The following is a 20,754-nucleotide window of genomic DNA, read 5'->3' on the forward strand; positions in this document are numbered from 1 at the left end:
ATCATGGCAGCGAAAATCCGTCTTAACGACGAAGTTATCGTGATTACCGGGAAAGACAAAGGTAAGCGCGGTAAAGTAAAAAATGTTTTGTCTTCCGGCAAAGTCATCGTTGAAGGTATCAATCTGGTTAAGAAACATCAGAAGCCGGTTCCGGCCCTGAACCAACCAGGTGGCATCGTTGAAAAAGAAGCTGCTATTCAGGTTTCTAACGTTGCAATTTTCAATGCGGCATCCGGCAAGGCTGACCGTGTAGGCTTTAGATTCGAAGACGGTAAAAAAGTCCGTTTCTTCAAATCTAACAGCGAAACTATCAAGTAATTTGGAGTAGTACGATGGCGAAACTGCATGATTACTACAAAGACGAAGTAGTTAAGAAACTCATGACTGAGTTTAACTACAATTCAGTCATGCAAGTCCCTCGGGTCGAGAAGATCACCCTGAATATGGGTGTTGGTGAAGCGATCGCTGACAAGAAACTGCTGGACAATGCAGCAGCAGACCTGGCAGCAATCTCCGGTCAAAAACCGCTGGTCACCAAAGCACGCAAATCAGTTGCAGGCTTCAAAATCCGTCAGGGCTATCCGATCGGCTGTAAAGTAACCCTGCGTGGCGAACGTATGTGGGAGTTCCTTGAGCGCCTGATCATCATTGCTGTACCTCGTATCCGTGACTTCCGTGGTTTATCTGCGAAGTCTTTCGACGGACGTGGTAACTACAGCATGGGTGTCCGTGAGCAGATCATCTTCCCAGAAATCGATTACGATAAAGTCGATCGCGTCCGTGGTTTGGATATTACCATTACCACTACTGCGAAATCTGATGATGAAGGCCGTGCTCTGCTGGCAGCCTTTGACTTCCCATTCCGCAAGTAAGGTAGGGTAAATTCATGGCTAAGCAATCTATGAAAGCACGCGAAGTTAAGCGTGTAAAACTAGCAGACAAGTTCTTCGCGAAACGCACTGAACTGAAAGCGATCATCTCTGATGTGAACGCTTCTGACGAAGATCGTTGGAATGCTGTTCTTAAGCTTCAGGCTCTGCCGCGTGATTCCAGCCCGTCCCGTCAGCGTAACCGCTGCCGCCAAACTGGCCGTCCTCACGGCTATGTAGGTAAGTTCGGGTTGAGCCGCATCAAGTTACGTGAAGCCGCTATGCGCGGTGAAGTACCTGGCTTGAAAAAGGCTAGCTGGTAATTGTCACCAATTGAATCACGGGAGTAAAGACTGATGAGCATGCAAGATCCGATCGCGGATATGCTGACCCGTATCCGTAACGGTCAGGCCGCGAATAAAGTTGCGGTCACCATGCCTTCCTCCAAGCTGAAAGTGGCAATCGCCAACGTGCTGAAGGAAGAAGGCTATATTGAAGAATTTAAAATCGAAGGCGACACTAAGCCTGAACTGGAATTAACTCTTAAGTATTTCCAGGGCAAGGCAGTAGTAGAAAGCATTCAGCGTGTAAGCCGTCCTGGTCTGCGTATTTATAAGCGCAAAGACGAACTGCCAAAAATCATGGCAGGGATGGGTATCGCAGTTGTTTCTACTTCTCAGGGTGTCATGACTGATCGTGCAGCGCGCCAGGCTGGTCTTGGTGGCGAAATTATCTGCTACGTAGCGTAATCGGAGGGTAAAATGTCTCGTGTTGCTAAAGCACCAGTCGTTATTCCTGCCGGCGTAGAGGTAAAACTCAACGGTCAGGAAATTTCGATCAAAGGTAAAAACGGCGAGCTGGCTCGTACTATCAATAAAGCGGTTGAAGTTAAGCAGGCTGAAAACGCACTGACTTTCGCTCCACGCGAAGGTTTCGTTGACGGCTGGGCACAGGCAGGTACTGCTCGTGCACTGCTGAACTCAATGGTTATCGGTGTTACCGAAGGCTTCACCAAGAAGCTGCAGCTGGTTGGTGTTGGTTATCGTGCGGCTGTTAAAGGCAACGCAGTTAGCCTGTCACTGGGTTTTTCTCACCCGGTTGAACATCAGCTGCCTGCGGGGATCACTGCTGAGTGTCCGACTCAAACTGAAATCGTGCTGAAAGGCGCTGATAAGCAGGTGATCGGCCAGGTAGCAGCTGACTTGCGCGCCTACCGTCGTCCTGAGCCTTATAAAGGCAAGGGTGTCCGTTACGCCGACGAAGTCGTGCGTACCAAAGAGGCTAAGAAGAAGTAAGGTAACACTATGGATAAGAAATCTGCTCGTATCCGTCGTGCGACCCGTGCACGTCGCAAGCTCAAAGAGCTGGGTGCTACTCGCCTGGTGGTACATCGTACCCCGCGTCATATTTACGCACAGGTAATCGCTCCGAACGGTTCCGAAGTTCTGGTTGCTGCTTCTACTGTAGAAAAAGCTATCACTGAACAACTGAAGTACACTGGAAACAAAGATGCTGCCATCGCTGTTGGTAAAGCTATCGCAGAGCGAGCTGTCGAGAAAGGTATCACTACCGTTTCTTTCGACCGTTCTGGTTTCCAATATCATGGTCGTGTCCAGGCACTGGCAGATGCTGCCCGTGAAGCTGGCCTTCAGTTCTAAGGTAGAGGTCTAAGATGTCACACATCGAGAAACAAGCTGGCGAACTGCAGGAAAAACTGATCGCGGTAAACCGTGTATCTAAAACCGTTAAAGGTGGTCGTATTTTCTCCTTCACAGCTCTGACTGTAGTTGGTGATGGTAACGGTCGCGTTGGTTTTGGTTACGGAAAAGCGCGTGAAGTTCCAGCAGCTATCCAGAAAGCGATGGAAAAAGCCCGTCGCAACATGGTAAATGTCGCGCTGAATAACGGTACCCTGCAACACCCTGTTAAAGGTGTTCACACTGGTTCCCGCGTATTCATGCAGCCGGCTTCAGAAGGTACGGGTATCATTGCCGGTGGTGCAATGCGTGCTGTTCTTGAAGTCGCTGGGATTCATAACGTTCTGGCCAAAACCTATGGTTCAACTAACCCGATCAACGTGGTTCGTGCAACTATTGATGGCCTGAGCAACATGAATTCTCCTGAGATGGTCGCTGCTAAGCGTGGTAAAACCGTCGAAGAAATTCTGGGGTAATTATCATGGCAAAGACTATTAAGATTACTCAAACCCGTAGTGCAATCGGTCGTCTGCCTAAACACAAGGCAACACTGCTTGGCCTGGGTCTGCGTCGCATTGGTCATACTGTAGAACGTGAGGATACTCCTGCGGTTCGCGGTATGGTTAACGCGGTTTACTACATGGTTAAAGTGGAGGAGTAAGAGATGCGTTTAAATACTCTGTCTCCGGCCGAAGGGTCTAAGCACGCTTCCAAACGTTTGGGTCGTGGTATTGGTTCCGGTCTCGGTAAAACTGGTGGTCGTGGTCACAAAGGTCAGAACTCACGTTCTGGCGGTGGCGTACGTCGCGGTTTCGAGGGTGGCCAGATGCCTTTATACCGTCGTCTGCCTAAATTTGGTTTTACTTCTCGCAAAGCAATGGTCACAGCCGAAGTTCGTCTGTCTGATCTGGCGAAAGTAGAAGGCGGCGTGGTTGACCTGAATACGCTGAAAGCAGCTAACATTATCGGAATTCAGATTGAATTTGCGAAAGTTATTCTGTCTGGCGAAGTTTCTGCTCCGGTAACGATTCGTGGTCTGCGTGTCACCAAAGGTGCTCGTGCTGCAATCGAAGCTGCTGGCGGTAAAATTGAGGAATAAGTGAGCTGATGGCTAAACAACCGGGATTAGATTTTCAAAGTGCCAAGGGTGGAATAGGTGAACTAAAACGCAGACTACTGTTTGTAATAGGTGCACTGATTGTCTTCCGTATTGGTTCTTTTATTCCGATCCCTGGTATTGATGCCTCAGTCCTTGCCAAACTGCTTGAACAACAGCGTGGCACCATCATTGAAATGTTCAACATGTTCTCTGGTGGTGCTTTAAGCCGTGCTTCAATCTTTGCTCTGGGTATTATGCCGTATATTTCGGCATCTATTATTATCCAGTTACTGACGGTGGTTCACCCGGCGTTAGCGGAAATTAAGAAAGAAGGGGAGGCTGGCCGTCGTAAGATTAGCCAGTATACCCGTTACGGTACGTTAGTATTGGCCATATTCCAGGCTGTGGGCATTGCCACTGGTCTTCCGAATATGCCTGGTATGCAGGGCCTGGTAACTACTCCGGGCTTTGCATTCTACTTTACTGCTGTTGTGAGCCTGGTCACCGGGACTATGTTCCTGATGTGGTTGGGTGAGCAAATTACTGAACGAGGTATTGGTAACGGTATCTCGATCATTATTTTTGCCGGTATTGTAGCGGGTTTACCGCAGGCCATTGGCCATACTATCGAGCAAGCGCGGCAAGGTGACCTGAACTTCCTCCTGTTGCTGTTGGTTGCAGTTCTTGTATTTGCAGTGACGTTCTTTGTTATTTACGTAGAACGTGGTCAACGCCGCATTGTGGTGAACTACGCTAAACGTCAGCAAGGTCGTCGTGTATACGCTGCACAGAGCACACATTTACCGTTGAAAGTTAATATGGCGGGTGTAATCCCTGCTATCTTTGCTTCCAGCATTATCCTGTTTCCGGCGACAATTGCGTCCTGGTTCGGGGGCGGTACCGGTTGGAACTGGCTGACAACTATTTCGATGTATTTACAGCCAGGTCAGCCGCTTTATGTGCTACTCTATGCGACTGCAATCATCTTCTTCTGTTTCTTCTATACGGCGTTGGTTTTCAACCCACGTGAAACAGCAGATAACCTGAAGAAGTCTGGTGCATTCGTACCGGGAATTCGTCCGGGAGAGCAAACGGCCAGGTATATCGATAAGGTAATGACGCGTTTAACTTTAGTTGGCGCCTTATATATTACTTTTATCTGTCTGATCCCGGAGTTCATGCGTGAGGCGATGAATGTCCCCTTCTACTTCGGCGGTACTTCACTGCTGATTGTAGTTGTCGTCATCATGGACTTTATGGCTCAAGTGCAAACTCTGATGATGTCAAGTCAGTATGAGTCTGCATTGAAGAAAGCAAACCTGAAAGGCTACGGCCGTTAATTCAGGAGCTTGAGAAGTTACGGAGAGTAAAAATGAAAGTTCGTGCTTCCGTCAAGAAATTATGTCGTAACTGCAAAATCATCCGTCGCGACGGTGTTGTACGTGTGATTTGCAGTGCCGAGCCTAAGCATAAACAGCGCCAAGGCTGATTTTTTCGCATATTTTTCTTGCAAAGTCGGGTTGAGCTGGCTAGATTAGCCAGCCAATCTTTTGTATGTTAATGCGCTCCCATTTGAGTATCCTGAAAACGGGCTTTTCAGAATGGTGCGCAGTTAATGAGTAATAGGAGTGCATAGTGGCCCGTATAGCAGGCATTAACATTCCTGATCATAAACACACTGTCATCGCATTAACTGCGATTTTCGGTATCGGTAAAACCCGTTCCAAGGCGATTTGTGCCTCTACGGGTATTGCCGAAGATGTTAAGATCAGTGAGCTGTCTGAAGAACAGATTGAGCAACTGCGTGAAGCAGTTGGCAAGTTCGTTGTTGAAGGTGATCTGCGTCGTGAAGTTACCCTGAGCATCAAGCGTCTTATGGACCTTGGTTGCTACCGTGGTTTGCGTCATCGTCGTGGTCTTCCGGTTCGCGGTCAGCGTACCAAGACCAATGCACGTACCCGTAAGGGTCCGCGCAAACCGATCAAGAAATAATCGGGGTGGGTAAATAATGGCAAAGGCACCAGTTCGTGCACGTAAGCGTGTAAGAAAACAAGTCTCAGATGGCGTGGCTCATGTCCATGCGTCTTTTAACAACACCATCGTTACTATTACTGATCGTCAGGGTAACGCACTGGGTTGGGCAACTGCCGGTGGTTCCGGTTTCCGTGGTTCTCGTAAATCTACACCGTTCGCTGCTCAGGTTGCTGCAGAGCGCTGTGCAGAAGCAGTGAAAGATTACGGTATTAAGAATCTGGAAGTTATGGTTAAGGGTCCGGGTCCAGGCCGCGAATCAACTATTCGTGCTCTGAACGCCGCTGGTTTCCGCATCACTAACATTACTGATGTGACTCCGATCCCTCACAACGGTTGTCGTCCGCCGAAAAAACGCCGCGTATAACGCCCCGTTTTTTAGGTTAGTTGGAGAAAGAAAATGGCAAGATATTTGGGTCCTAAGCTCAAGCTGAGCCGTCGTGAGGGCACCGACTTATTCCTTAAGTCTGGCGTTCGCGCGATCGATACCAAGTGTAAGATTGAACAAGCCCCTGGTCAGCATGGTGCGCGTAAACCGCGTCTGTCTGATTACGGCGGTCAGTTACGTGAAAAACAGAAAGTTCGTCGTATCTACGGTGTTCTTGAGCGTCAATTCCGTAACTACTATAAAGAAGCAGCTCGTCTGAAAGGCAACACTGGTGAAAACCTGTTAGTTCTGCTGGAAGGCCGTCTGGATAACGTAGTTTATCGTATGGGCTTTGGTGCCACTCGTGCTGAAGCACGTCAGCTGGTTAGCCATAAAGCTATTATGGTAAATGGCCGCGTTGTTAACATCGCTTCTTATCAGGTTTCTCCGAATGATGTTGTCAGCATCCGTGAGAAAGCCAAAAAGCAATCTCGCGTGAAAGCCGCTCTGGAGCTGGCTGAACAGCGTGAAAAGCCAACCTGGCTGGAAGTTGATGCAGCGAAGATGGAAGGTGTGTTCAAGCGTCAGCCTGAGCGTACAGATCTGTCTGCGGACATTAACGAGCACCTGATCATCGAGCTTTACTCTAAATAAAGCTTGAGTACCAAAGAGAGGACACAATGCAGGGTTCTGTGACAGAGTTTCTAAAACCGCGCCTGGTAGATATCGAGCAAGTGAGTTCGACGCACGCCAAGGTGACCCTTGAACCTTTAGAGCGTGGCTTTGGCCATACTCTGGGTAATGCACTGCGCCGTATTCTGCTTTCTTCCATGCCGGGTTGCGCGGTGACCGAGGTTGAAATTGATGGTGTACTGCACGAGTACAGCACCAAAGAGGGAGTACAGGAAGACATCCTGGAAATCCTGCTCAACCTGAAAGGGCTGGCGGTGAGAGTTCAGGGTAAAGATGAAGTCATCCTGACCCTGAATAAATCTGGCATTGGCCCTGTGACTGCAGCCGACATTACCCATGATGGTGATGTCGAAATCGTCAAGCCACAGCATGTGATCTGCCATCTGACTGATGAAAACGCTTCTGTAAGTATGCGTATCAAAATTCAGCGTGGTCGTGGTTATGTGCCGGCTTCTGCCCGAATTCATTCGGAAGAAGATGAGCGCCCGATTGGTCGTTTATTAGTCGATGCTTGCTACAGCCCTGTAGACCGTATTGCCTACAATGTTGAAGCAGCTCGTGTTGAGCAACGTACCGACCTGGACAAGCTGGTCATCGAAATGGAAACCAACGGCACAATCGATCCTGAAGAGGCGATTCGTCGTGCGGCAACCATTCTGGCTGAACAACTGGACGCTTTTGTTGACTTACGTGATGTACGTCAGCCGGAAGTTAAAGAAGAGAAACCAGAATTCGATCCGATCCTGCTGCGCCCTGTTGACGATCTGGAATTGACTGTCCGCTCTGCTAACTGCCTTAAGGCAGAAGCTATCCACTACATCGGTGATCTGGTACAACGTACTGAGGTTGAGCTTCTTAAGACGCCTAACCTTGGGAAAAAATCTCTTACCGAGATCAAAGACGTGCTGGCTTCGCGTGGACTGTCACTGGGCATGCGCCTGGAAAACTGGCCACCGGCAAGCATTGCTGATGAGTAACCGGATCACAGGTTAAGGTTTCACTGAGAAGGATAAGGTCATGCGCCATCGTAAGAGTGGTCGTCAACTGAACCGTAACAGCAGCCATCGCCAGGCTATGTTCCGTAACATGGCTGGTTCATTGGTTCGTCATGAGATCATCAAGACGACTCTGCCGAAAGCCAAAGAGCTGCGTCGTGTAGTTGAGCCGCTGATTACTCTTGCCAAGACCGACAACGTAGCTAATCGTCGTCTGGCATTCGCACGTACTCGTGATAACGAGATCGTTGCAAAACTGTTTAATGAACTGGGCCCGCGTTTTGCGAGCCGTGCAGGTGGTTACACTCGTATTCTGAAGTGTGGCTTCCGCGCTGGAGACAACGCTCCGATGGCTTACATCGAGCTGATTGATCGTCCGGAAGTTCAGGCAGAAGCAACTGCAGAGTAATTTGCAGTTATTAAAAAACCCGCTTCGGCGGGTTTTTTATTGCCTGTATAAAATTGCGGTGCAACACTGAACATGAGCCCCGGAGGGAATCTTTTATGTGGTTGATTGATCAGTTGGCAGAACAGCATATACTTTCAGCGTTAGAAAAAGGCGAGCTGTCCGGTTTACCGGGCGAAGGCAAACCATTAGTACTGGAAGATGATAGTCAGGTCCCTGCAGAACTTCGTACCGCCTATCGTCTGTTGAAAAACTCCGGTTTTTTACCACCAGAACTGGAATTGCGACGTGAAGCCCTCGCACTGGTGGATCTTTTGCAGCAACTTGATCCTGTTGATCATCAGGCTGCTGAGTACCATAAACAGTTGAGACTGCTTGAGCTTAAATTACGCCAGGCAGGATTAAGTACAGAGTTTCTCTATGAGAAACGGTACGGAGAAAGGGCTGCCCGTCGGCTGAACACTAAGTAATCATAATTAAGGAATTTTCATGAGCCAATACCGGCACACTAAAGGTGTCATAAATGATAATGCACTACAGGCAATTTTGTTCGATCCTTTGTTCAGACAAAGAAAAGAGCAGAACAAGAAAGGTAAAGGTAGTTACCGTCGCAAGCCACGCGACAATCGTCAGGGGGGGGGCAATGAAAAAGTGATTTTTCATTGCCCTTTTTTCAATTAAAAAAAACCGTCATACTTATAACATGACGGTTTTCCTGTTGAATAACTTATTGTTTTTCTTTCAGTAAATCGCGAATTTCTGCTAACAGAGCTTCTTCTGCTGAAGGTCCTTTAGGAGCAGGTTCTGCTTTCTTATATAATTTATTCATCAGCTTAATTGCCATGAAGATGGCAAACGCAACGATAATGAAATCGAAAACAGATTGCAGAAAAACACCATATTCCATGACTACCGCGGGGGTGGTGCCATCAGCTGCTTTCAGAACCCACTTGAACTGTTTGAAGTCGATTCCACCAATCAGCAATCCTAACGGTGGCATAATGATATTCGCGACTAATGAGGAAACAATTTTGCCGAAGGCTGCACCGATGATGACACCGACCGCCAGGTCAACAACATTTCCACGCATCGCAAAGTCGCGAAACTCTTTAAACAAACTCATATTATCCCCTGATTACATACTAAGTTAACTCTATTTAAGTTAACTATGATAGTAGTTAATTAGTGCTATTTTTTCCACTTCCATCATGTCACTCTTTTACGTATTTTTACACTCAGGTGGGGCACATAACTCATTTTACAGGCTACTTACTTTGTAGATTGGCGTGCATAGCCTGTGTTTTAACCATATAGCCAGCCTGATACTGGCTTTATCCTGGTGGTTAAAGGAAGAACGGACTCGGCTGGAATAATTTCTCAACATCAGAAACAAATTTCTTGTCGGTCAGGAACATAATGACGTGGTCACCTTGTTCAATCCGGATGTTATCGTTGGCTATCATAACTTCTTCACCGCGAACTACTGCACCGATGATTGTTGCGGGCGGTAATTTAATCTCGCTGATTGAACGTCCCACAACCCGGGATGTTGTTTCATCACCATGAGCAATAGCTTCGATGGCTTCAGCAATACCGCGTCTAAGCGATGAGACCCCAACAATATCTGCTTTACGTACATGGCTAAGTAATGCCGAAATCGTTGCCTGTTGAGGTGATATTGCAATATCAATCACGCTGCCCTGTACCAAATCGACGTATGCGCGGCGTTGTATAAGCACCATCGCCTTCTTGGCACCCATTTTTTTTGCCAGCATTGCTGACATAATGTTTGCCTCGTCGTCATTAGTCACCGCTATAAACAGATCAATCTGATCAATATGCTCTTCAGCCAGTAGCTCCTGATCTGATGCATCTCCGTAGAAAACGATCGTATCGTTTAGCAGTTCAGCCAGTTCCGCCGCACGCTGGGCATTCCGCTCGATCAATTTAACGCTGTACTGCTTTTCCAACTGTTGTGCGAGTCCAAAGCCAATATTTCCGCCACCCACCAACATGATGCGTTTGTAGGGTTTCTCCAGCCGTTGCATTTCACTCATTACGGCACGGATATGCTGATTAGCCGTAATAAAAAATACTTCATCTCCCGCTTCAATAATCGTTGACCCCTGTGGCCGGATAGGCCGATCCTGGCGAAATATGGCAGCTACACGGCTTTCAATGTGTGGCATATGTTCGCGCATTACAGATAAAGGGTTTCCTATCAGGGGACCTCCATAATACGCTTTGACCACACCCAGGCTCACTTTACCCTCGGCGAAATTAACCACCTGCAAGGCCCCGGGATACTGGATCAGGCGATAAATATTGTCGATCACTAGTTGTTCCGGGGAGATTAAATGATCGATTGGGATCGCTTCCGGGATAAACAGTTTTTCAGTGTCTCGCAGGTATTCTGCTGCGCGGATACGTGCAATCCTGTTTGGGGTATTAAATAGTGAATAGGCTATCTGACAAGCAACCATATTTGTCTCGTCAGAGCTGGTTACAGCCACCAACATGTCGGCATCTTCGGCACCTGCTTCCCGCAAAACCCGGGGATGAGATGCCTGACCATTGACGACCCTTAAATCAAATTTGTCCTGCAACTGTCGCAGCCTTCCCGGGTCAGTATCCACAACAGTGATATCGTTATTTTCCCCCACCAGGTTCTCTGCCAGTGTTCCACCGACTTGTCCGGCACCAAGGATAATAATCTTCATTATTGTTTCACTCTTTTCGGTTAAGCGCTTTTGATTAGTTTAGCGTAGAAAAAACCATCTCCGCCGTTCTGCTCAGGGAATACCTGTAAACCATGAACTTCCCCCCCTGGTAACATCACTGCCTGTGCCTCAGGGTGACGTTGCAGAAACGCGGAGATTTGCAGATGATTTTCCTGTGGGAGTATCGAGCAGGTAGCATAAATCATCGTACCGCCGGTTTTAAGATGCGGCCATACAGCTTCCAGTATTTCTGCCTGTAATGACGCCAACTCAGCAATATCATTATCACGTCGCAACCATTTTATATCCGGATGTCGACGAATAACACCGGTTGCTGAGCAAGGGGCATCGAGTAAAATCCGGTCAAACTGACGATCACTACACCACTCTGACGGTGTCCTGCCATCTCCCTGCTTAACCTCTGCCTGCATCTTAAGTCTGGCCAGGTTTTCGCTGACACGGCTCAGGCGTTGTGCATCTATATCCACAGCCATTACTCGTGCGTTTGGTGCAATCTCAAGAATATGAGTCGTTTTACCGCCCGGGGCAGCACACAAATCCAGGATATCTTCACCATCCTGCGGTTCAAGATATAGCGCACAGCGTTGAGCTGAAAGGTCCTGCACCGTCACCCAGCCATCAGCAAAACCCGGCAATTGGCTGACACCCGCCGGCTTTTCCAGCCGGACAGCATCGGATGACAATGGATCAGTAAGACCGGTCATTGCCTGTGCATTCAGGAGTGCCAGCCAGCTATCCCGGCTATGATGTTGACGATTTACTCTCAGCCACATTGGCGGTCGCTGATTATTCGCGTCAATAATTTGTTGCCACTGTTCTGGCCAGCTGGACTGTAAACGTTTGATTAACCATGAGGGATGCCACAGAGTCACGCTTTGCCCTTCCAGGCTTTCCAGTAGTTCTGTCTGACGACGCTGAAATTCCCGTAGAACCCCGTTAATCAGGCCTTTCAGACTTTGTCTTTTCAGTACCACGGCCCCTTCCACTGTTTCAGCAAGAATGGCATGGGCCGGGATTCGCGTATACTGCATCTGATAGATACCCACCATCAACAGGTAATGTAGAGTTCTTTGCTTACCAGTTAATGGCCGTTCCATCAGTTTGCCAATAAGCGCATCTAACTGTGGCAATGTCCGGGCAATACCGAAACAAATTTCCTGCAACAGCGCGCTGTCTTTATCGCTCAGCCCTTTCTGGGCCGCAGGCAATATTGTACTGAGTGACTGGCCTTTATCGACCACCTGCTCAATCAGTCTGGCGGCCAGACTGCGCAGATTTGTTGTTTTTTTCATGAGATATCTTCAATTAGCCAGTATCACTGGCAAATTTTTAACTGCCAGAATCCGGGATAGTGCCAGGGGTAAACCACTCCTGACGTGAATTCAGCAGATCTTTTGCTGGCATAGGTTTTTTGCCGGCTGGCTGGAGTATTTCAAGCTGCAATACGCCCTCTGCTGTGGCGATTTGTATCCCGTGCTTATCTGTGTGTACTACCGTTCCCGGTCTGACATCCTGATGTGGCAGAACCGCGGCCTTCCATACTTTTACTGGCTGACCTTCAATCATTAAGTAGCTGACAGGCCAGGGATTAAACGCACGAATACATCTTTCAAGCTGCTCTGCCGGTAATGACCAGTCCAGCTTCGCTTCCTCTTTACTAAGCTTGCTGGCATAAGTTGCCAGGGCTTCATCCTGTTTTTCGGCGTGAGCAGTACCAGTCGCCAGCTGTTGCAGCGTCTGTAGCATACCCTGCGGCCCAAGTTGCGCGAGAGCATCATAAAGTGAGGCGCTGGTATCGTCAGGACCAATCGGAGAGGTGAGTTTGTACAGCATATCTCCGGTGTCCAGTCCAGCATCCATCTGCATGATGGTGACGCCCGTCTGCTCGTCTCCGGCCCAGAGCGCGCGCTGAATAGGTGCCGCTCCCCGCCAACGCGGCAGTAATGAGCCGTGGACATTAATACAACCCAGCCGTGGCATGTTCAGAACAATTTCTGGCAGTAACAAGCCGTAGGCAACCACCACCATGATATCGGCATCCAAATCAGCAACCAGTTGCTGGTTTTCTGGCTGACGCAATGAGGCTGGCTGAAAAACAGGGATTTGATGGGCTTCGGCAAGTGTTTTTACCGGACTTGCCAACAGCTTTTTTCCACGACCAGCCGGACGGTCCGGCTGGGTGAATACACCGACTACCTGATGCTCAGAAGCAAACAGCGCGTCAAGATGACGCGCTGCAAAGTCAGGGGTGCCGGCAAAAATGATTTTTAACGAGTCGGACACAATCATCCCTTATTTTCGTTTCAGGAAGCTCTGGTCGTTTGCCGGGCAAGCTTTTCCAGTTTCTGACGGATACGCTGGCGTTTTAAAGGAGACAAATAATCGACAAATAACTTGCCCATCAGATGGTCCATTTCGTGCTGAATGCAGATGGCCAGTAAGCCATCTGTTTCCAGCTCATAGGGTTCCCCGTCGCGGTTCAGGGCCCGAATCTTTACCCGTTCAGAGCGTGGGATTAACGCCCGCTGTTCCGGAATAGAGAGACATCCCTCTTCAATTCCGGTTTCACCACTTTGCTCAAGCAGTTCAGGGTTAATCAGAACCAGTTGCTGTTCACGGTTTTCAGAGACATCAATAACGATAATTCGCTGATGGATATCAACCTGAGTAGCGGCCAGCCCGATACCTTCTTCCGCATACATTGTTTCGAACATGTCATCAACAATGCGCTGAATATCTTTGTTTACTTCTTTGACTGGCGCAGCAACAGTACGGAGTCGCTCGTCTGGGAAATGTAATACCTGTAAAACTGACATAGATTTCCGGATCTTTATTCATGATATTAAAATTGGCTGCCTTATATTGTAGACGTTTCATTAAGCGATTGACAGTATTGCCGGGGGGATAAAAGCGACAGGCAGAAGGAGCTGCATGTGGATATCATGGAAAAATGGCTACGCCTTGGTGCGGTTCACGGACTGAAATATCCCGTGAGAGTCGAGGTTGCTACTCGACTGGAGCAACAGACCACAGTCACATACTCTTTCTTACGGTCAATGTCTTTTTCTGAACAGCAGTGCCGACAGTTTCTGAATTGTGATATGTCTCAGATTACTCTTGCCCGGCAATGGCTCGAAGCAGATGAACACTATTTTTTAACCCTGAATGATCCCGGTTATCCACGACTGTTGGCAGAGACCAGCGGTTGCCCATTGTATCTGTTTGTTGCAGGCGATCCGGAAGTGCTTTCATCACCACAGATAGCTATCGTCGGAAGTCGTCAATGTAGCCGCTACGGTCAGCATTGGACTGACTTTTTTGCCGGGGCATTTTCTGTCAGTGGCTTCACTCTCACCAGTGGGCTGGCAGTTGGAATTGACAGTGTGGCACATCGTGCTGCGTTAGCTTCTGGAGGTAAAACCATTGCAGTGTTAGGTAGTGGGTTGCTAAATATCTACCCCCGACAACATCAGGTACTTAGTCGTGAGATTATTGGGAAAGGAGGAGCTCTCGTTTCTGAATTTCCTCTGAACTCGACTGCTCTGCCTGGTCATTTTCCGCGCCGTAACCGAATAATCAGTGGTCTTAGCCTGGGTGTTCTGGTTACTGAAGCCCGGATGAAAAGTGGTTCACTGATCACCGCCCGTTATGCTCTTGAGCAAAATCGTAATGTTTATGCCTTGCCAGGACCGGTGGCTAAACCCGAAAGTGAAGGTACGCATTGGCTCATTCAGCAAGGTGCTTTATTGGTCTCTCACCCCAACGACGTTCTGGAAGATTTGCAGGTTGGTTATCATTCGTTGCGGTTTTCAGTCACGGAACAAATAAATTCGTCACAGTATGGCACTGTTCCATTGCCATTTGCTGGTGTGTTGGCTAACGTAGAAGATGAGGTTACACCTGTTGACGTCGTCGCTGAACGTGCCGGCCAACCTGTGCCAGTGATTGCAGCCATATTGTTAGAGCTGGAGTTAGCAGGATGGATCGCAGCTGTACCCGGCGGCTATGTCCGTTTAAGGAGGGCATGCCATGTTCGACGTACTTATGTACTTGTTTGAGACCTATATCCATACCGAGGCCGATTCGCAGGTTGACCAGGACAGGCTGACAGATGATTTAACCGAAGCTGGTTTTGATCAGGAAGATATCGCGAATGCGTTAAAGTGGCTTGAGAAACTGGCGGATTATCAGGAAGGGCTGGTAGAACCGATCCAGATGGTGTGCGATCCGTTATCAATGCGTATCTACACCGAAGAAGAGTGCCGGAAACTGGATGCTGACTGCCGTGGATTTCTGTTGTTCCTTGAGCAGGTTCAGGTGCTAAACCTGGAAACTCGTGAGATGGTGATTGAACGAGTCACTGCTCTTGATACCCAGGAATTTGAGCTTGATGATCTTAAATGGGTTGTGCTGATGGTACTGTTTAACATACCGGGATGTGAGGATGCTTATCAGCAGATGGAAGAGTTACTTTTCGATGCTAATGACAGTATCCTGCACTGATATTGTTTTCTGTGTAGCCAAATTATGAATAAAACAGCTCTGTTTGCTGTGCGTCATCAGGAAAACTGCCCCGTTTGCGGGGCAGAGTTAGTTATACGTTCAGGTAAACATGGTCCGTTTGCAGGTTGCTCTGCATATCCTGCCTGCGATTATATTCGCCCGCTGGGACCTCGAAACGATGCTCATATCATTAAAATTCTGGAAGGTATCGCCTGCCCGGAATGCGGTGCCGATAAAGCGCTGCGTCAGGGGCGATATGGAATGTTTATCGGTTGCAGTCACTATCCGGAGTGTCCTCACACTGAAACTATTGATCAACCAGATGAGACCGGTATTACCTGTCCTCAGTGTCATCAGGGCTCTTTAGTCCAGCGTCGTTCCCGTTATGGGAAGTCTTTTCATTCCTGCAGTCGTTATCCGGATTGCCAGTTTGCTTTGAATACATCTCCGGTCGCAGGAGAATGCCCGACATGCCATTTCCCGCTGTTAACAGAAAAGAAGACAGCCAGGGGATTACGGCTAATCTGTGCCAGTAAATTATGCGGGAAACCTGTTCCCGAAGATAACCAGGAAGAATAGTATCTATTATGTCCAGTGATTCAGTATCAGGATCTTTTCAGCGTTGCGTTGAACAATTACGGGAAAATGCGGTAATCGCTTATCCTACTGAAGCGGTGTTTGGCCTGGGGTGCGATCCCGACAGTGAGCAGGCGGTAATGGCGCTGTTGGCACTTAAGAAACGCCCGGCAGAAAAGGGTCTGATACTGATAGCAGCCAGCTACCAGCAGTTGGTTCCTTATATCCGTGATGAGGAACTGACGGTGGAACAACGAGATCGTATGTTTTCTCACTGGCCTGGTCCGGTAACGTTTGTTGTGCCATCTTCAGCACCTCGCTGGCTGACCGGAAAATTTGATTCACTGGCTGTCAGAGTGAGTGATCATCCTGATGTTCAAAAACTCTGTACCACTTTTGGCAAACCCCTGGTATCAACCAGCGCGAATCTGTCGGGACAGGAACCCTGCCGGAATGTAGAAGAAGTGATCAGCCAGTTTGGTGCTGATTTTCCGGTACTGCAAGGGATAACCGGCGGGCGAAATAATCCTTCTGAGATCCGTAATGTCATCACTGGTGAACTCATCCGGCAGGGGTAGAAAATGGAACCGTTTGTAGTTTTTGGCAATCCGATCGAGCACAGTAAATCACCCTTTATTCATCAGCTTTTTGCCCGTCAGACAGGTATTGAGCATCTGTACGGACGGACTCTCGTTCCGCTCGGGGAATTCGAACCGGTCGTGGGAGATTTTTTTCGCCAGGGAGGTAAAGGTGCTAATGTGACTTTACCTTTTAAACAAAATGCCTGTGCAATGGCTGATGAACTGACTGAAAGAGCTTCATTATCTAAAGCAGTCAATACGCTGAAACTGCAGCCTGATGGAAAATTACTCGGTGATAATACTGACGGAATAGGTTTGCTTAATGATTTGCAGCGATTACAGATGGTCACTCCGCAATCTCATGTTCTACTGGTCGGTGCCGGGGGGGCGGCAAGAGGCGTTATTCTGCCATTACTGGCATTTGGCTGCAGGATCACCATAACGAACCGTACTTTATCCAGAGCTGAAACGCTGGTGGAAACTTACCAGCATGCCGGGACTATTTTGGCCAGTGAGCATGGTAAGTTAGACGGACAGTATGATCTGATTATTAATGCAACTTCCAGCGGGGTGACAGGTGAAGTGCCTGTGTTACCAGGGAGTATCTTTACCGCAAATACTCACTGCTACGATATGTTTTATCAGCAGGGCAAAACACCGTTTCTTTCTCTGGCGGCTCAGCATGGTGTTACCCGTCTGGCTGATGGCGTCGGGATGCTGGTGGGACAGGCGGCACATGCATTCTTTCTTTGGCATGGGGTAATGCCAGAAATTGGACCGGTAACTGAAGCTGTCAGTCAGTCTCTGAAGTTATGAACCAGTCAATTCAGTTCCCTGATCGTGAAGAATGGGATGAAGTCCGGAAAGCGGTATGTTTTCCGGCGCTGTCTAATGGCATGCAGCTCCAGTGTGCTGTCAGCGCAACAGAACTGCATCGGCGATTTGGCGATGGCCCTGCATTAGATCTGTTCCGTGAATATCGCTGGGATATAGAGGAAGAGATGGAGTCGGTCATCGCAGCTGATCATGATGATCAGGATGGATGGTTCTGGTTATCCTCTGAAAGGTAATCATCTTTCCACTTTACGTAATTTTTTGCAGAAACCAGCAGCCCCTGTTTTTCTTCTTCAGTCAGCGGGCGGATCTGTTTTACCGGGCTGCCCAGATATAGATAACCGCTGGTCAGCCGCTTACCCGGAGGCACCAGGCTACCGGCACCAATCATTATATCTTCTTCTATATAAGCTCCATCCAGCAGAATCGATCCCATACCGACTAACACCCGGTCCTTAATAGTGCACCCATGAAGCATGGCCTTATGTCCGACAGTAACATCATTGCCAATGAGTAAAGGGTGTCCTTGCGGATTTTTCTCTGAACAATGGCTGACATGCAAAACTGAACCATCCTGGATATTTGTGCGCGAGCCAATCTCAATTCGGTTTACATCACCCCGTGCAACGACTAATGGCCAGACACTGGTGTTATCACCCATCACTACATTACCAATGACTACGCTGGAAGGATCAACCATCACATTCGCTCCGGTTTGTGGAAATATACCGGCAAAAGGCCGTAACGGATTCACGGTCATAACTGAAATTCCCTCATCGTTATTTATGAACATCTACATACTCATCCTGAAAAATAGCATTTTTCCCGATATTGATGATGTTTAACCCTTAAAACCAGCAGCTGGCTGGTGGGGTAAAATGCCAGCCATTATCCTCGAATGCCGCTTTTTCGCTGCCAGTACACTTCACAGTTTTGGGAGTTTTAGTGCGAAAAGATTACTAACCATACATTTATCGTTGAATTGTACGGCGATCGGCATAAAAAAACGTCATTCAGAAATTATTTTAAAATAAACCCTTGCGGGAAAAATTAATCTCCCTATAATGCGCTCCCACTGACACGGCAAAGCGCGATGCGCCAAGGCGTGACAGGGACTGAAGTGATTCGGTCCGGAGAAAAAATCACGAAATAGTGGTTGACTCCTGAGGTGAAAAGCGTAATATACGCCACCTCGCAGCGACAACCTAAGCGGTTGAGTTGCAACGCTCTTTAACAATTTATCAGACAATCTGTGTGGGCACTCGCAGGATTGATATCAAACGTCTCCGGACGTAAAAAATATCAAGTCTTAAGAGTGAACACATAATGAAATTCATTATGAGTGTTTTACACTTGAGCATCGCTTAACTCGTTTAAGCAAATCAAACTTTAAATTGAAGAGTTTGATCATGGCTCAGATTGAACGCTGGCGGCAGGCCTAACACATGCAAGTCGAACGGCAGCACAGAGAGCTTGCTCTCGGGTGGCGAGTGGCGGACGGGTGAGTAATGTCTGGGAAACTGCCTGATGGAGGGGGATAACTACTGGAAACGGTAGCTAATACCGCATAATGTCGCAAGACCAAAGTGGGGGACCTTCGGGCCTCACACCATCGGATGTGCCCAGATGGGATTAGCTAGCAGGTGGGGTAACGGCCTACCTGGGCGACGATCCCTAGCTGGTCTGAGAGGATGACCAGCCACACTGGAACTGAGACACGGTCCAGACTCCTACGGGAGGCAGCAGTGGGGAATATTGCACAATGGGCGCAAGCCTGATGCAGCCATGCCGCGTGTATGAAGAAGGCCTTCGGGTTGTAAAGTACTTTCAGCGAGGAGGAAGGCATTGCGGTTAATAACCGCAGTGATTGACGTTACTCGCAGAAGAAGCACCGGCTAACTCCGTGCCAGCAGCCGCGGTAATACGGAGGGTGCAAGCGTTAATCGGAATTACTGGGCGTAAAGCGCACGCAGGCGGTCTGTCAAGTCGGATGTGAAATCCCCGGGCTCAACCCGGGAACTGCATTCGAAACTGGCAGACTAGAGTCTTGTAGAGGGGGGTAGAATTCCAGGTGTAGCGGTGAAATGCGTAGAGATCTGGAGGAATACCGGTGGCGAAGGCGGCCCCCTGGACAAAGACTGACGCTCAGGTGCGAAAGCGTGGGGAGCAAACAGGATTAGATACCCTGGTAGTCCACGCCGTAAACGATGTCGACTTGGAGGTTGTGCCCTTGAGGCGTGGCTTCCGGAGCTAACGCGTTAAGTCGACCGCCTGGGGAGTACGGCCGCAAGGTTAAAACTCAAATGAATTGACGGGGGCCCGCACAAGCGGTGGAGCATGTGGTTTAATTCGATGCAACGCGAAGAACCTTACCTACTCTTGACATCCAGAGAACTTGGCAGAGATGCCCTGGTGCCTTCGGGAACTCTGAGACAGGTGCTGCATGGCTGTCGTCAGCTCGTGTTGTGAAATGTTGGGTTAAGTCCCGCAACGAGCGCAACCCCTATCCTTTGTTGCCAGCGATTCGGTCGGGAACTCAAAGGAGACTGCCGGTGATAAACCGGAGGAAGGTGGGGATGACGTCAAGTCATCATGGCCCTTACGAGTAGGGCTACACACGTGCTACAATGGCGCATACAAAGAGAAGCGACCTCGCGAGAGCAAGCGGACCTCATAAAGTGCGTCGTAGTCCGGATCGGAGTCTGCAACTCGACTCCGTGAAGTCGGAATCGCTAGTAATCGTAGATCAGAATGCTACGGTGAATACGTTCCCGGGCCTTGTACACACCGCCCGTCACACCATGGGAGTGGGTTGCAAAAGAAGTAGATAGCTTAACCTTCGGGAGGGCGTTTACCACTTTGTGATTCATGACTGGGGTGAAGTCGTAACAAGGTAACCGTAGGGGAACCTGCGGTTGGATCACCTCCTTACCTGAAGATACACTCCGGCGAAGTGTCCACAACAGATTGTCTGATAGAAAGTATGAGCAAGGCGTTTACACGTTGGGGGTGGTGACAAATAACATTGTCGCTCGGTTTTCTGAAGAAAAACCTCGCCCTTACGTGAAATTAGCGAATCAGTGATTCGCGACAGCAAATTTCACGTCCCCTTCGTCTAGAGGCCCAGGACACCGCCCTTTCACGGCGGTAACAGGGGTTCGAATCCCCTAGGGGACGCCACTTGCTGGTTTGTGAGTGAAAGTCACCGGCCAAATTATCTTAAAGATGACTTACGAGTCATGTTTAAGATATTGCTCTTTAACAATCCGGAACAAGCTGAAAATTTGAAAACAATGAATAACGCGAGTTATTCAGAGTCTCTCAAAAACTTTTACGATTCATAGTCGTTGCAAGACGTCTGT

General features: G+C 48.7%; 30 protein-coding genes, 1 tRNA gene and 1 rRNA gene. 26 read left to right on the forward strand and 6 right to left on the reverse strand.

Features of this window, described 5'->3' with window-relative positions:
• The first annotated feature begins 3 nt into the window (after positions 1-3).
• The 18 genes from rplX (at position 4) to HA49_RS19900 (ending at position 8,838) form a co-directional block, all read left to right on the forward strand.
• Complete coding sequence (rplX, locus tag HA49_RS19820; RefSeq protein ID WP_038016604.1) at positions 4-318, forward strand: 50S ribosomal protein L24; 315 nt, start codon at positions 4-6, stop codon at positions 316-318.
• A gap of 14 nt (positions 319-332) precedes the next feature.
• Positions 333-872, forward strand: coding sequence for a 50S ribosomal protein L5 (rplE, locus tag HA49_RS19825; protein WP_038016606.1), 540 nt, complete (start codon positions 333-335; stop codon positions 870-872).
• 14 nt (positions 873-886) lie between these two features.
• Positions 887-1,192, forward strand: a complete 306-nt coding sequence (rpsN, locus tag HA49_RS19830) for a 30S ribosomal protein S14 (protein WP_025902039.1) — start codon at positions 887-889, stop codon at positions 1,190-1,192.
• A gap of 33 nt (positions 1,193-1,225) precedes the next feature.
• Complete coding sequence (gene rpsH / locus HA49_RS19835; protein ID WP_038016608.1) at positions 1,226-1,618, forward strand: 30S ribosomal protein S8; 393 nt, start codon at positions 1,226-1,228, stop codon at positions 1,616-1,618.
• Positions 1,619-1,630: 12 nt separating this feature from the next.
• On the forward strand, positions 1,631-2,164 hold the full coding sequence (gene rplF / locus HA49_RS19840; protein WP_038016611.1) for a 50S ribosomal protein L6: 534 nt from the start codon (positions 1,631-1,633) through the stop codon (positions 2,162-2,164).
• A 9-nt stretch (positions 2,165-2,173) separates the two neighbouring features.
• On the forward strand, positions 2,174-2,527 hold the full coding sequence (gene rplR, locus HA49_RS19845; protein WP_038016613.1) for a 50S ribosomal protein L18: 354 nt from the start codon (positions 2,174-2,176) through the stop codon (positions 2,525-2,527).
• 14 nt (positions 2,528-2,541) lie between these two features.
• A complete protein-coding gene (gene rpsE / locus HA49_RS19850; RefSeq protein WP_025902035.1) occupies positions 2,542-3,042 on the forward strand; it encodes a 30S ribosomal protein S5 in 501 nt (166 codons plus the stop codon).
• Between the two features lie 5 nt (positions 3,043-3,047).
• Positions 3,048-3,227, forward strand: coding sequence for a 50S ribosomal protein L30 (rpmD, locus tag HA49_RS19855; protein ID WP_038016616.1), 180 nt, complete (start codon positions 3,048-3,050; stop codon positions 3,225-3,227).
• Between the two features lie 3 nt (positions 3,228-3,230).
• Positions 3,231-3,665 (forward strand): 50S ribosomal protein L15, encoded by a 435-nt coding sequence (gene rplO, locus HA49_RS19860; protein ID WP_038016619.1) that lies wholly within the window; start codon positions 3,231-3,233, stop codon positions 3,663-3,665.
• 8 nt (positions 3,666-3,673) lie between these two features.
• Positions 3,674-5,005 carry a preprotein translocase subunit SecY gene (secY, locus tag HA49_RS19865; protein ID WP_038016622.1) on the forward strand — a complete coding sequence of 444 codons (1,332 nt, stop codon included), beginning with the start codon at positions 3,674-3,676 and terminating at the stop codon, positions 5,003-5,005.
• A gap of 32 nt (positions 5,006-5,037) precedes the next feature.
• Complete coding sequence (rpmJ, locus tag HA49_RS21080) at positions 5,038-5,154, forward strand: 50S ribosomal protein L36 (protein ID WP_004160566.1); 117 nt, start codon at positions 5,038-5,040, stop codon at positions 5,152-5,154.
• Positions 5,155-5,300: 146 nt separating this feature from the next.
• Positions 5,301-5,657 carry a 30S ribosomal protein S13 gene (gene rpsM / locus HA49_RS19870; RefSeq protein WP_038016625.1) on the forward strand — a complete coding sequence of 119 codons (357 nt, stop codon included), beginning with the start codon at positions 5,301-5,303 and terminating at the stop codon, positions 5,655-5,657.
• Between the two features lie 16 nt (positions 5,658-5,673).
• Positions 5,674-6,063, forward strand: a complete 390-nt coding sequence (gene rpsK, locus HA49_RS19875) for a 30S ribosomal protein S11 (RefSeq protein ID WP_004160563.1) — start codon at positions 5,674-5,676, stop codon at positions 6,061-6,063.
• 33 nt (positions 6,064-6,096) lie between these two features.
• Positions 6,097-6,717: a 30S ribosomal protein S4 gene (rpsD, locus tag HA49_RS19880; protein ID WP_038016631.1), complete on the forward strand. Its 621-nt coding sequence runs from the start codon at positions 6,097-6,099 to the stop codon at positions 6,715-6,717.
• A gap of 26 nt (positions 6,718-6,743) precedes the next feature.
• A complete protein-coding gene (locus HA49_RS19885) occupies positions 6,744-7,733 on the forward strand; it encodes a DNA-directed RNA polymerase subunit alpha (protein ID WP_038016634.1) in 990 nt (329 codons plus the stop codon).
• A 40-nt stretch (positions 7,734-7,773) separates the two neighbouring features.
• Positions 7,774-8,160: a 50S ribosomal protein L17 gene (gene rplQ, locus HA49_RS19890; RefSeq protein ID WP_038016637.1), complete on the forward strand. Its 387-nt coding sequence runs from the start codon at positions 7,774-7,776 to the stop codon at positions 8,158-8,160.
• A 95-nt stretch (positions 8,161-8,255) separates the two neighbouring features.
• Positions 8,256-8,627: a DnaJ family domain-containing protein gene (locus tag HA49_RS19895; protein ID WP_046791919.1), complete on the forward strand. Its 372-nt coding sequence runs from the start codon at positions 8,256-8,258 to the stop codon at positions 8,625-8,627.
• A gap of 19 nt (positions 8,628-8,646) precedes the next feature.
• Complete coding sequence (locus HA49_RS19900; protein ID WP_046791920.1) at positions 8,647-8,838, forward strand: alternative ribosome-rescue factor A; 192 nt, start codon at positions 8,647-8,649, stop codon at positions 8,836-8,838.
• A gap of 46 nt (positions 8,839-8,884) precedes the next feature.
• On the opposite strand, the gene mscL is transcribed toward HA49_RS19900, so the two are convergent.
• From mscL to def, 5 genes are all read right to left on the reverse strand, one after another.
• Entirely contained in the window at positions 8,885-9,280 is a 396-nt protein-coding gene (gene mscL / locus HA49_RS19905) for a large-conductance mechanosensitive channel protein MscL (RefSeq protein WP_038016642.1), read from the reverse strand.
• Positions 9,281-9,500: 220 nt separating this feature from the next.
• The gene (gene trkA, locus HA49_RS19910; protein WP_038016644.1) at positions 9,501-10,877 is read right to left on the reverse strand and encodes a Trk system potassium transporter TrkA; all 1,377 of its coding nucleotides are present in this window, start codon (positions 10,875-10,877) and stop codon (positions 9,501-9,503) included.
• 20 nt (positions 10,878-10,897) lie between these two features.
• Complete coding sequence (rsmB, locus tag HA49_RS19915) at positions 10,898-12,190, reverse strand: 16S rRNA (cytosine(967)-C(5))-methyltransferase RsmB (protein ID WP_038016647.1); 1,293 nt, start codon at positions 12,188-12,190, stop codon at positions 10,898-10,900.
• Between the two features lie 37 nt (positions 12,191-12,227).
• Positions 12,228-13,181 carry a methionyl-tRNA formyltransferase gene (gene fmt, locus HA49_RS19920; RefSeq protein ID WP_038016735.1) on the reverse strand — a complete coding sequence of 318 codons (954 nt, stop codon included), beginning with the start codon at positions 13,179-13,181 and terminating at the stop codon, positions 12,228-12,230.
• Positions 13,182-13,201: 20 nt separating this feature from the next.
• Positions 13,202-13,714 carry a peptide deformylase gene (gene def, locus HA49_RS19925; protein WP_038016650.1) on the reverse strand — a complete coding sequence of 171 codons (513 nt, stop codon included), beginning with the start codon at positions 13,712-13,714 and terminating at the stop codon, positions 13,202-13,204.
• Positions 13,715-13,831: 117 nt separating this feature from the next.
• Here def and dprA point away from each other — a divergent pair, with 117 nt between their 5' ends.
• The 6 genes from dprA to HA49_RS19955 are packed head-to-tail and all read left to right on the forward strand — an operon-like array spanning position 13,832 to position 17,628.
• Positions 13,832-14,956, forward strand: coding sequence for a DNA-protecting protein DprA (dprA, locus tag HA49_RS19930; RefSeq protein ID WP_038016653.1), 1,125 nt, complete (start codon positions 13,832-13,834; stop codon positions 14,954-14,956).
• A complete protein-coding gene (gene smg / locus HA49_RS19935) occupies positions 14,928-15,401 on the forward strand; it encodes a DUF494 family protein Smg (RefSeq protein ID WP_038016655.1) in 474 nt (157 codons plus the stop codon). Before dprA ends, smg begins: the two co-directional genes overlap by 29 nt.
• 24 nt (positions 15,402-15,425) lie before the next feature.
• A complete protein-coding gene (locus HA49_RS19940; RefSeq protein ID WP_038016657.1) occupies positions 15,426-15,980 on the forward strand; it encodes a DNA topoisomerase family protein in 555 nt (184 codons plus the stop codon).
• An 8-nt stretch (positions 15,981-15,988) separates the two neighbouring features.
• Positions 15,989-16,555 carry an L-threonylcarbamoyladenylate synthase type 1 TsaC gene (gene tsaC / locus HA49_RS19945; RefSeq protein WP_038016661.1) on the forward strand — a complete coding sequence of 189 codons (567 nt, stop codon included), beginning with the start codon at positions 15,989-15,991 and terminating at the stop codon, positions 16,553-16,555.
• 3 nt (positions 16,556-16,558) lie between these two features.
• The gene (aroE, locus tag HA49_RS19950) at positions 16,559-17,374 is read left to right on the forward strand and encodes a shikimate dehydrogenase (protein ID WP_038016664.1); all 816 of its coding nucleotides are present in this window, start codon (positions 16,559-16,561) and stop codon (positions 17,372-17,374) included.
• Positions 17,371-17,628 carry a DUF1488 family protein gene (locus HA49_RS19955; RefSeq protein ID WP_038016666.1) on the forward strand — a complete coding sequence of 86 codons (258 nt, stop codon included), beginning with the start codon at positions 17,371-17,373 and terminating at the stop codon, positions 17,626-17,628. Before aroE ends, HA49_RS19955 begins: the two co-directional genes overlap by 4 nt.
• On the opposite strand, the gene HA49_RS19960 is transcribed toward HA49_RS19955, so the two are convergent.
• The gene (locus HA49_RS19960; RefSeq protein ID WP_038016738.1) at positions 17,592-18,152 is read right to left on the reverse strand and encodes a gamma carbonic anhydrase family protein; all 561 of its coding nucleotides are present in this window, start codon (positions 18,150-18,152) and stop codon (positions 17,592-17,594) included. The genes HA49_RS19955 and HA49_RS19960 overlap by 37 nt on opposite strands.
• 631 nt (positions 18,153-18,783) lie before the next feature.
• Here HA49_RS19960 and HA49_RS19965 point away from each other — a divergent pair.
• Positions 18,784-20,323: ribosomal RNA gene (locus HA49_RS19965) — 16S ribosomal RNA — on the forward strand.
• 173 nt (positions 20,324-20,496) lie between these two features.
• Positions 20,497-20,572, forward strand: a tRNA-Glu gene (locus HA49_RS19970).
• Positions 20,573-20,754: the final 182 nt, after the last annotated feature.

This window comes from Tatumella morbirosei, from assembly GCF_000757425.2.
Taxonomy (GTDB): Bacteria; Pseudomonadota; Gammaproteobacteria; order Enterobacterales; family Enterobacteriaceae; genus Tatumella; species Tatumella morbirosei.

What these genes read in the sequence shown, in the direction of transcription:
- HA49_RS19895 (WP_046791919.1), top strand. Translation starts at nt 8,256, where the DNA reads ATGTGGTTGATTGATCAGTTGGCAGAACAGCATATACTTTCAGCGTTA.
- HA49_RS19940 (WP_038016657.1), top strand. Translation starts at nt 15,426, where the DNA reads ATGAATAAAACAGCTCTGTTTGCTGTGCGTCATCAGGAAAACTGCCCC.
- rpsK (WP_004160563.1), top strand. Translation starts at nt 5,674, where the DNA reads ATGGCAAAGGCACCAGTTCGTGCACGTAAGCGTGTAAGAAAACAAGTC.
- aroE (WP_038016664.1), top strand. Translation starts at nt 16,559, where the DNA reads ATGGAACCGTTTGTAGTTTTTGGCAATCCGATCGAGCACAGTAAATCA.
- HA49_RS19885 (WP_038016634.1), top strand. Translation starts at nt 6,744, where the DNA reads ATGCAGGGTTCTGTGACAGAGTTTCTAAAACCGCGCCTGGTAGATATC.
- rplF (WP_038016611.1), top strand. Translation starts at nt 1,631, where the DNA reads ATGTCTCGTGTTGCTAAAGCACCAGTCGTTATTCCTGCCGGCGTAGAG.
- HA49_RS19900 (WP_046791920.1), top strand. Translation starts at nt 8,647, where the DNA reads ATGAGCCAATACCGGCACACTAAAGGTGTCATAAATGATAATGCACTA.
- rplR (WP_038016613.1), top strand. Translation starts at nt 2,174, where the DNA reads ATGGATAAGAAATCTGCTCGTATCCGTCGTGCGACCCGTGCACGTCGC.
- rpmJ (WP_004160566.1), top strand. Translation starts at nt 5,038, where the DNA reads ATGAAAGTTCGTGCTTCCGTCAAGAAATTATGTCGTAACTGCAAAATC.
- def (WP_038016650.1), bottom strand. Translation starts at nt 13,714, where the DNA reads ATGTCAGTTTTACAGGTATTACATTTCCCAGACGAGCGACTCCGTACT.
- HA49_RS19960 (WP_038016738.1), bottom strand. Translation starts at nt 18,152, where the DNA reads ATGACCGTGAATCCGTTACGGCCTTTTGCCGGTATATTTCCACAAACC.
- rpsH (WP_038016608.1), top strand. Translation starts at nt 1,226, where the DNA reads ATGAGCATGCAAGATCCGATCGCGGATATGCTGACCCGTATCCGTAAC.
- rpsN (WP_025902039.1), top strand. Translation starts at nt 887, where the DNA reads ATGGCTAAGCAATCTATGAAAGCACGCGAAGTTAAGCGTGTAAAACTA.
- rplO (WP_038016619.1), top strand. Translation starts at nt 3,231, where the DNA reads ATGCGTTTAAATACTCTGTCTCCGGCCGAAGGGTCTAAGCACGCTTCC.
- rpmD (WP_038016616.1), top strand. Translation starts at nt 3,048, where the DNA reads ATGGCAAAGACTATTAAGATTACTCAAACCCGTAGTGCAATCGGTCGT.
- tsaC (WP_038016661.1), top strand. Translation starts at nt 15,989, where the DNA reads ATGTCCAGTGATTCAGTATCAGGATCTTTTCAGCGTTGCGTTGAACAA.
- rplX (WP_038016604.1), top strand. Translation starts at nt 4, where the DNA reads ATGGCAGCGAAAATCCGTCTTAACGACGAAGTTATCGTGATTACCGGG.
- smg (WP_038016655.1), top strand. Translation starts at nt 14,928, where the DNA reads ATGTTCGACGTACTTATGTACTTGTTTGAGACCTATATCCATACCGAG.
- rplQ (WP_038016637.1), top strand. Translation starts at nt 7,774, where the DNA reads ATGCGCCATCGTAAGAGTGGTCGTCAACTGAACCGTAACAGCAGCCAT.
- rsmB (WP_038016647.1), bottom strand. Translation starts at nt 12,190, where the DNA reads ATGAAAAAAACAACAAATCTGCGCAGTCTGGCCGCCAGACTGATTGAG.
- HA49_RS19955 (WP_038016666.1), top strand. Translation starts at nt 17,371, where the DNA reads ATGAACCAGTCAATTCAGTTCCCTGATCGTGAAGAATGGGATGAAGTC.
- rplE (WP_038016606.1), top strand. Translation starts at nt 333, where the DNA reads ATGGCGAAACTGCATGATTACTACAAAGACGAAGTAGTTAAGAAACTC.
- secY (WP_038016622.1), top strand. Translation starts at nt 3,674, where the DNA reads ATGGCTAAACAACCGGGATTAGATTTTCAAAGTGCCAAGGGTGGAATA.
- trkA (WP_038016644.1), bottom strand. Translation starts at nt 10,877, where the DNA reads ATGAAGATTATTATCCTTGGTGCCGGACAAGTCGGTGGAACACTGGCA.
- mscL (WP_038016642.1), bottom strand. Translation starts at nt 9,280, where the DNA reads ATGAGTTTGTTTAAAGAGTTTCGCGACTTTGCGATGCGTGGAAATGTT.
- rpsD (WP_038016631.1), top strand. Translation starts at nt 6,097, where the DNA reads ATGGCAAGATATTTGGGTCCTAAGCTCAAGCTGAGCCGTCGTGAGGGC.
- rpsE (WP_025902035.1), top strand. Translation starts at nt 2,542, where the DNA reads ATGTCACACATCGAGAAACAAGCTGGCGAACTGCAGGAAAAACTGATC.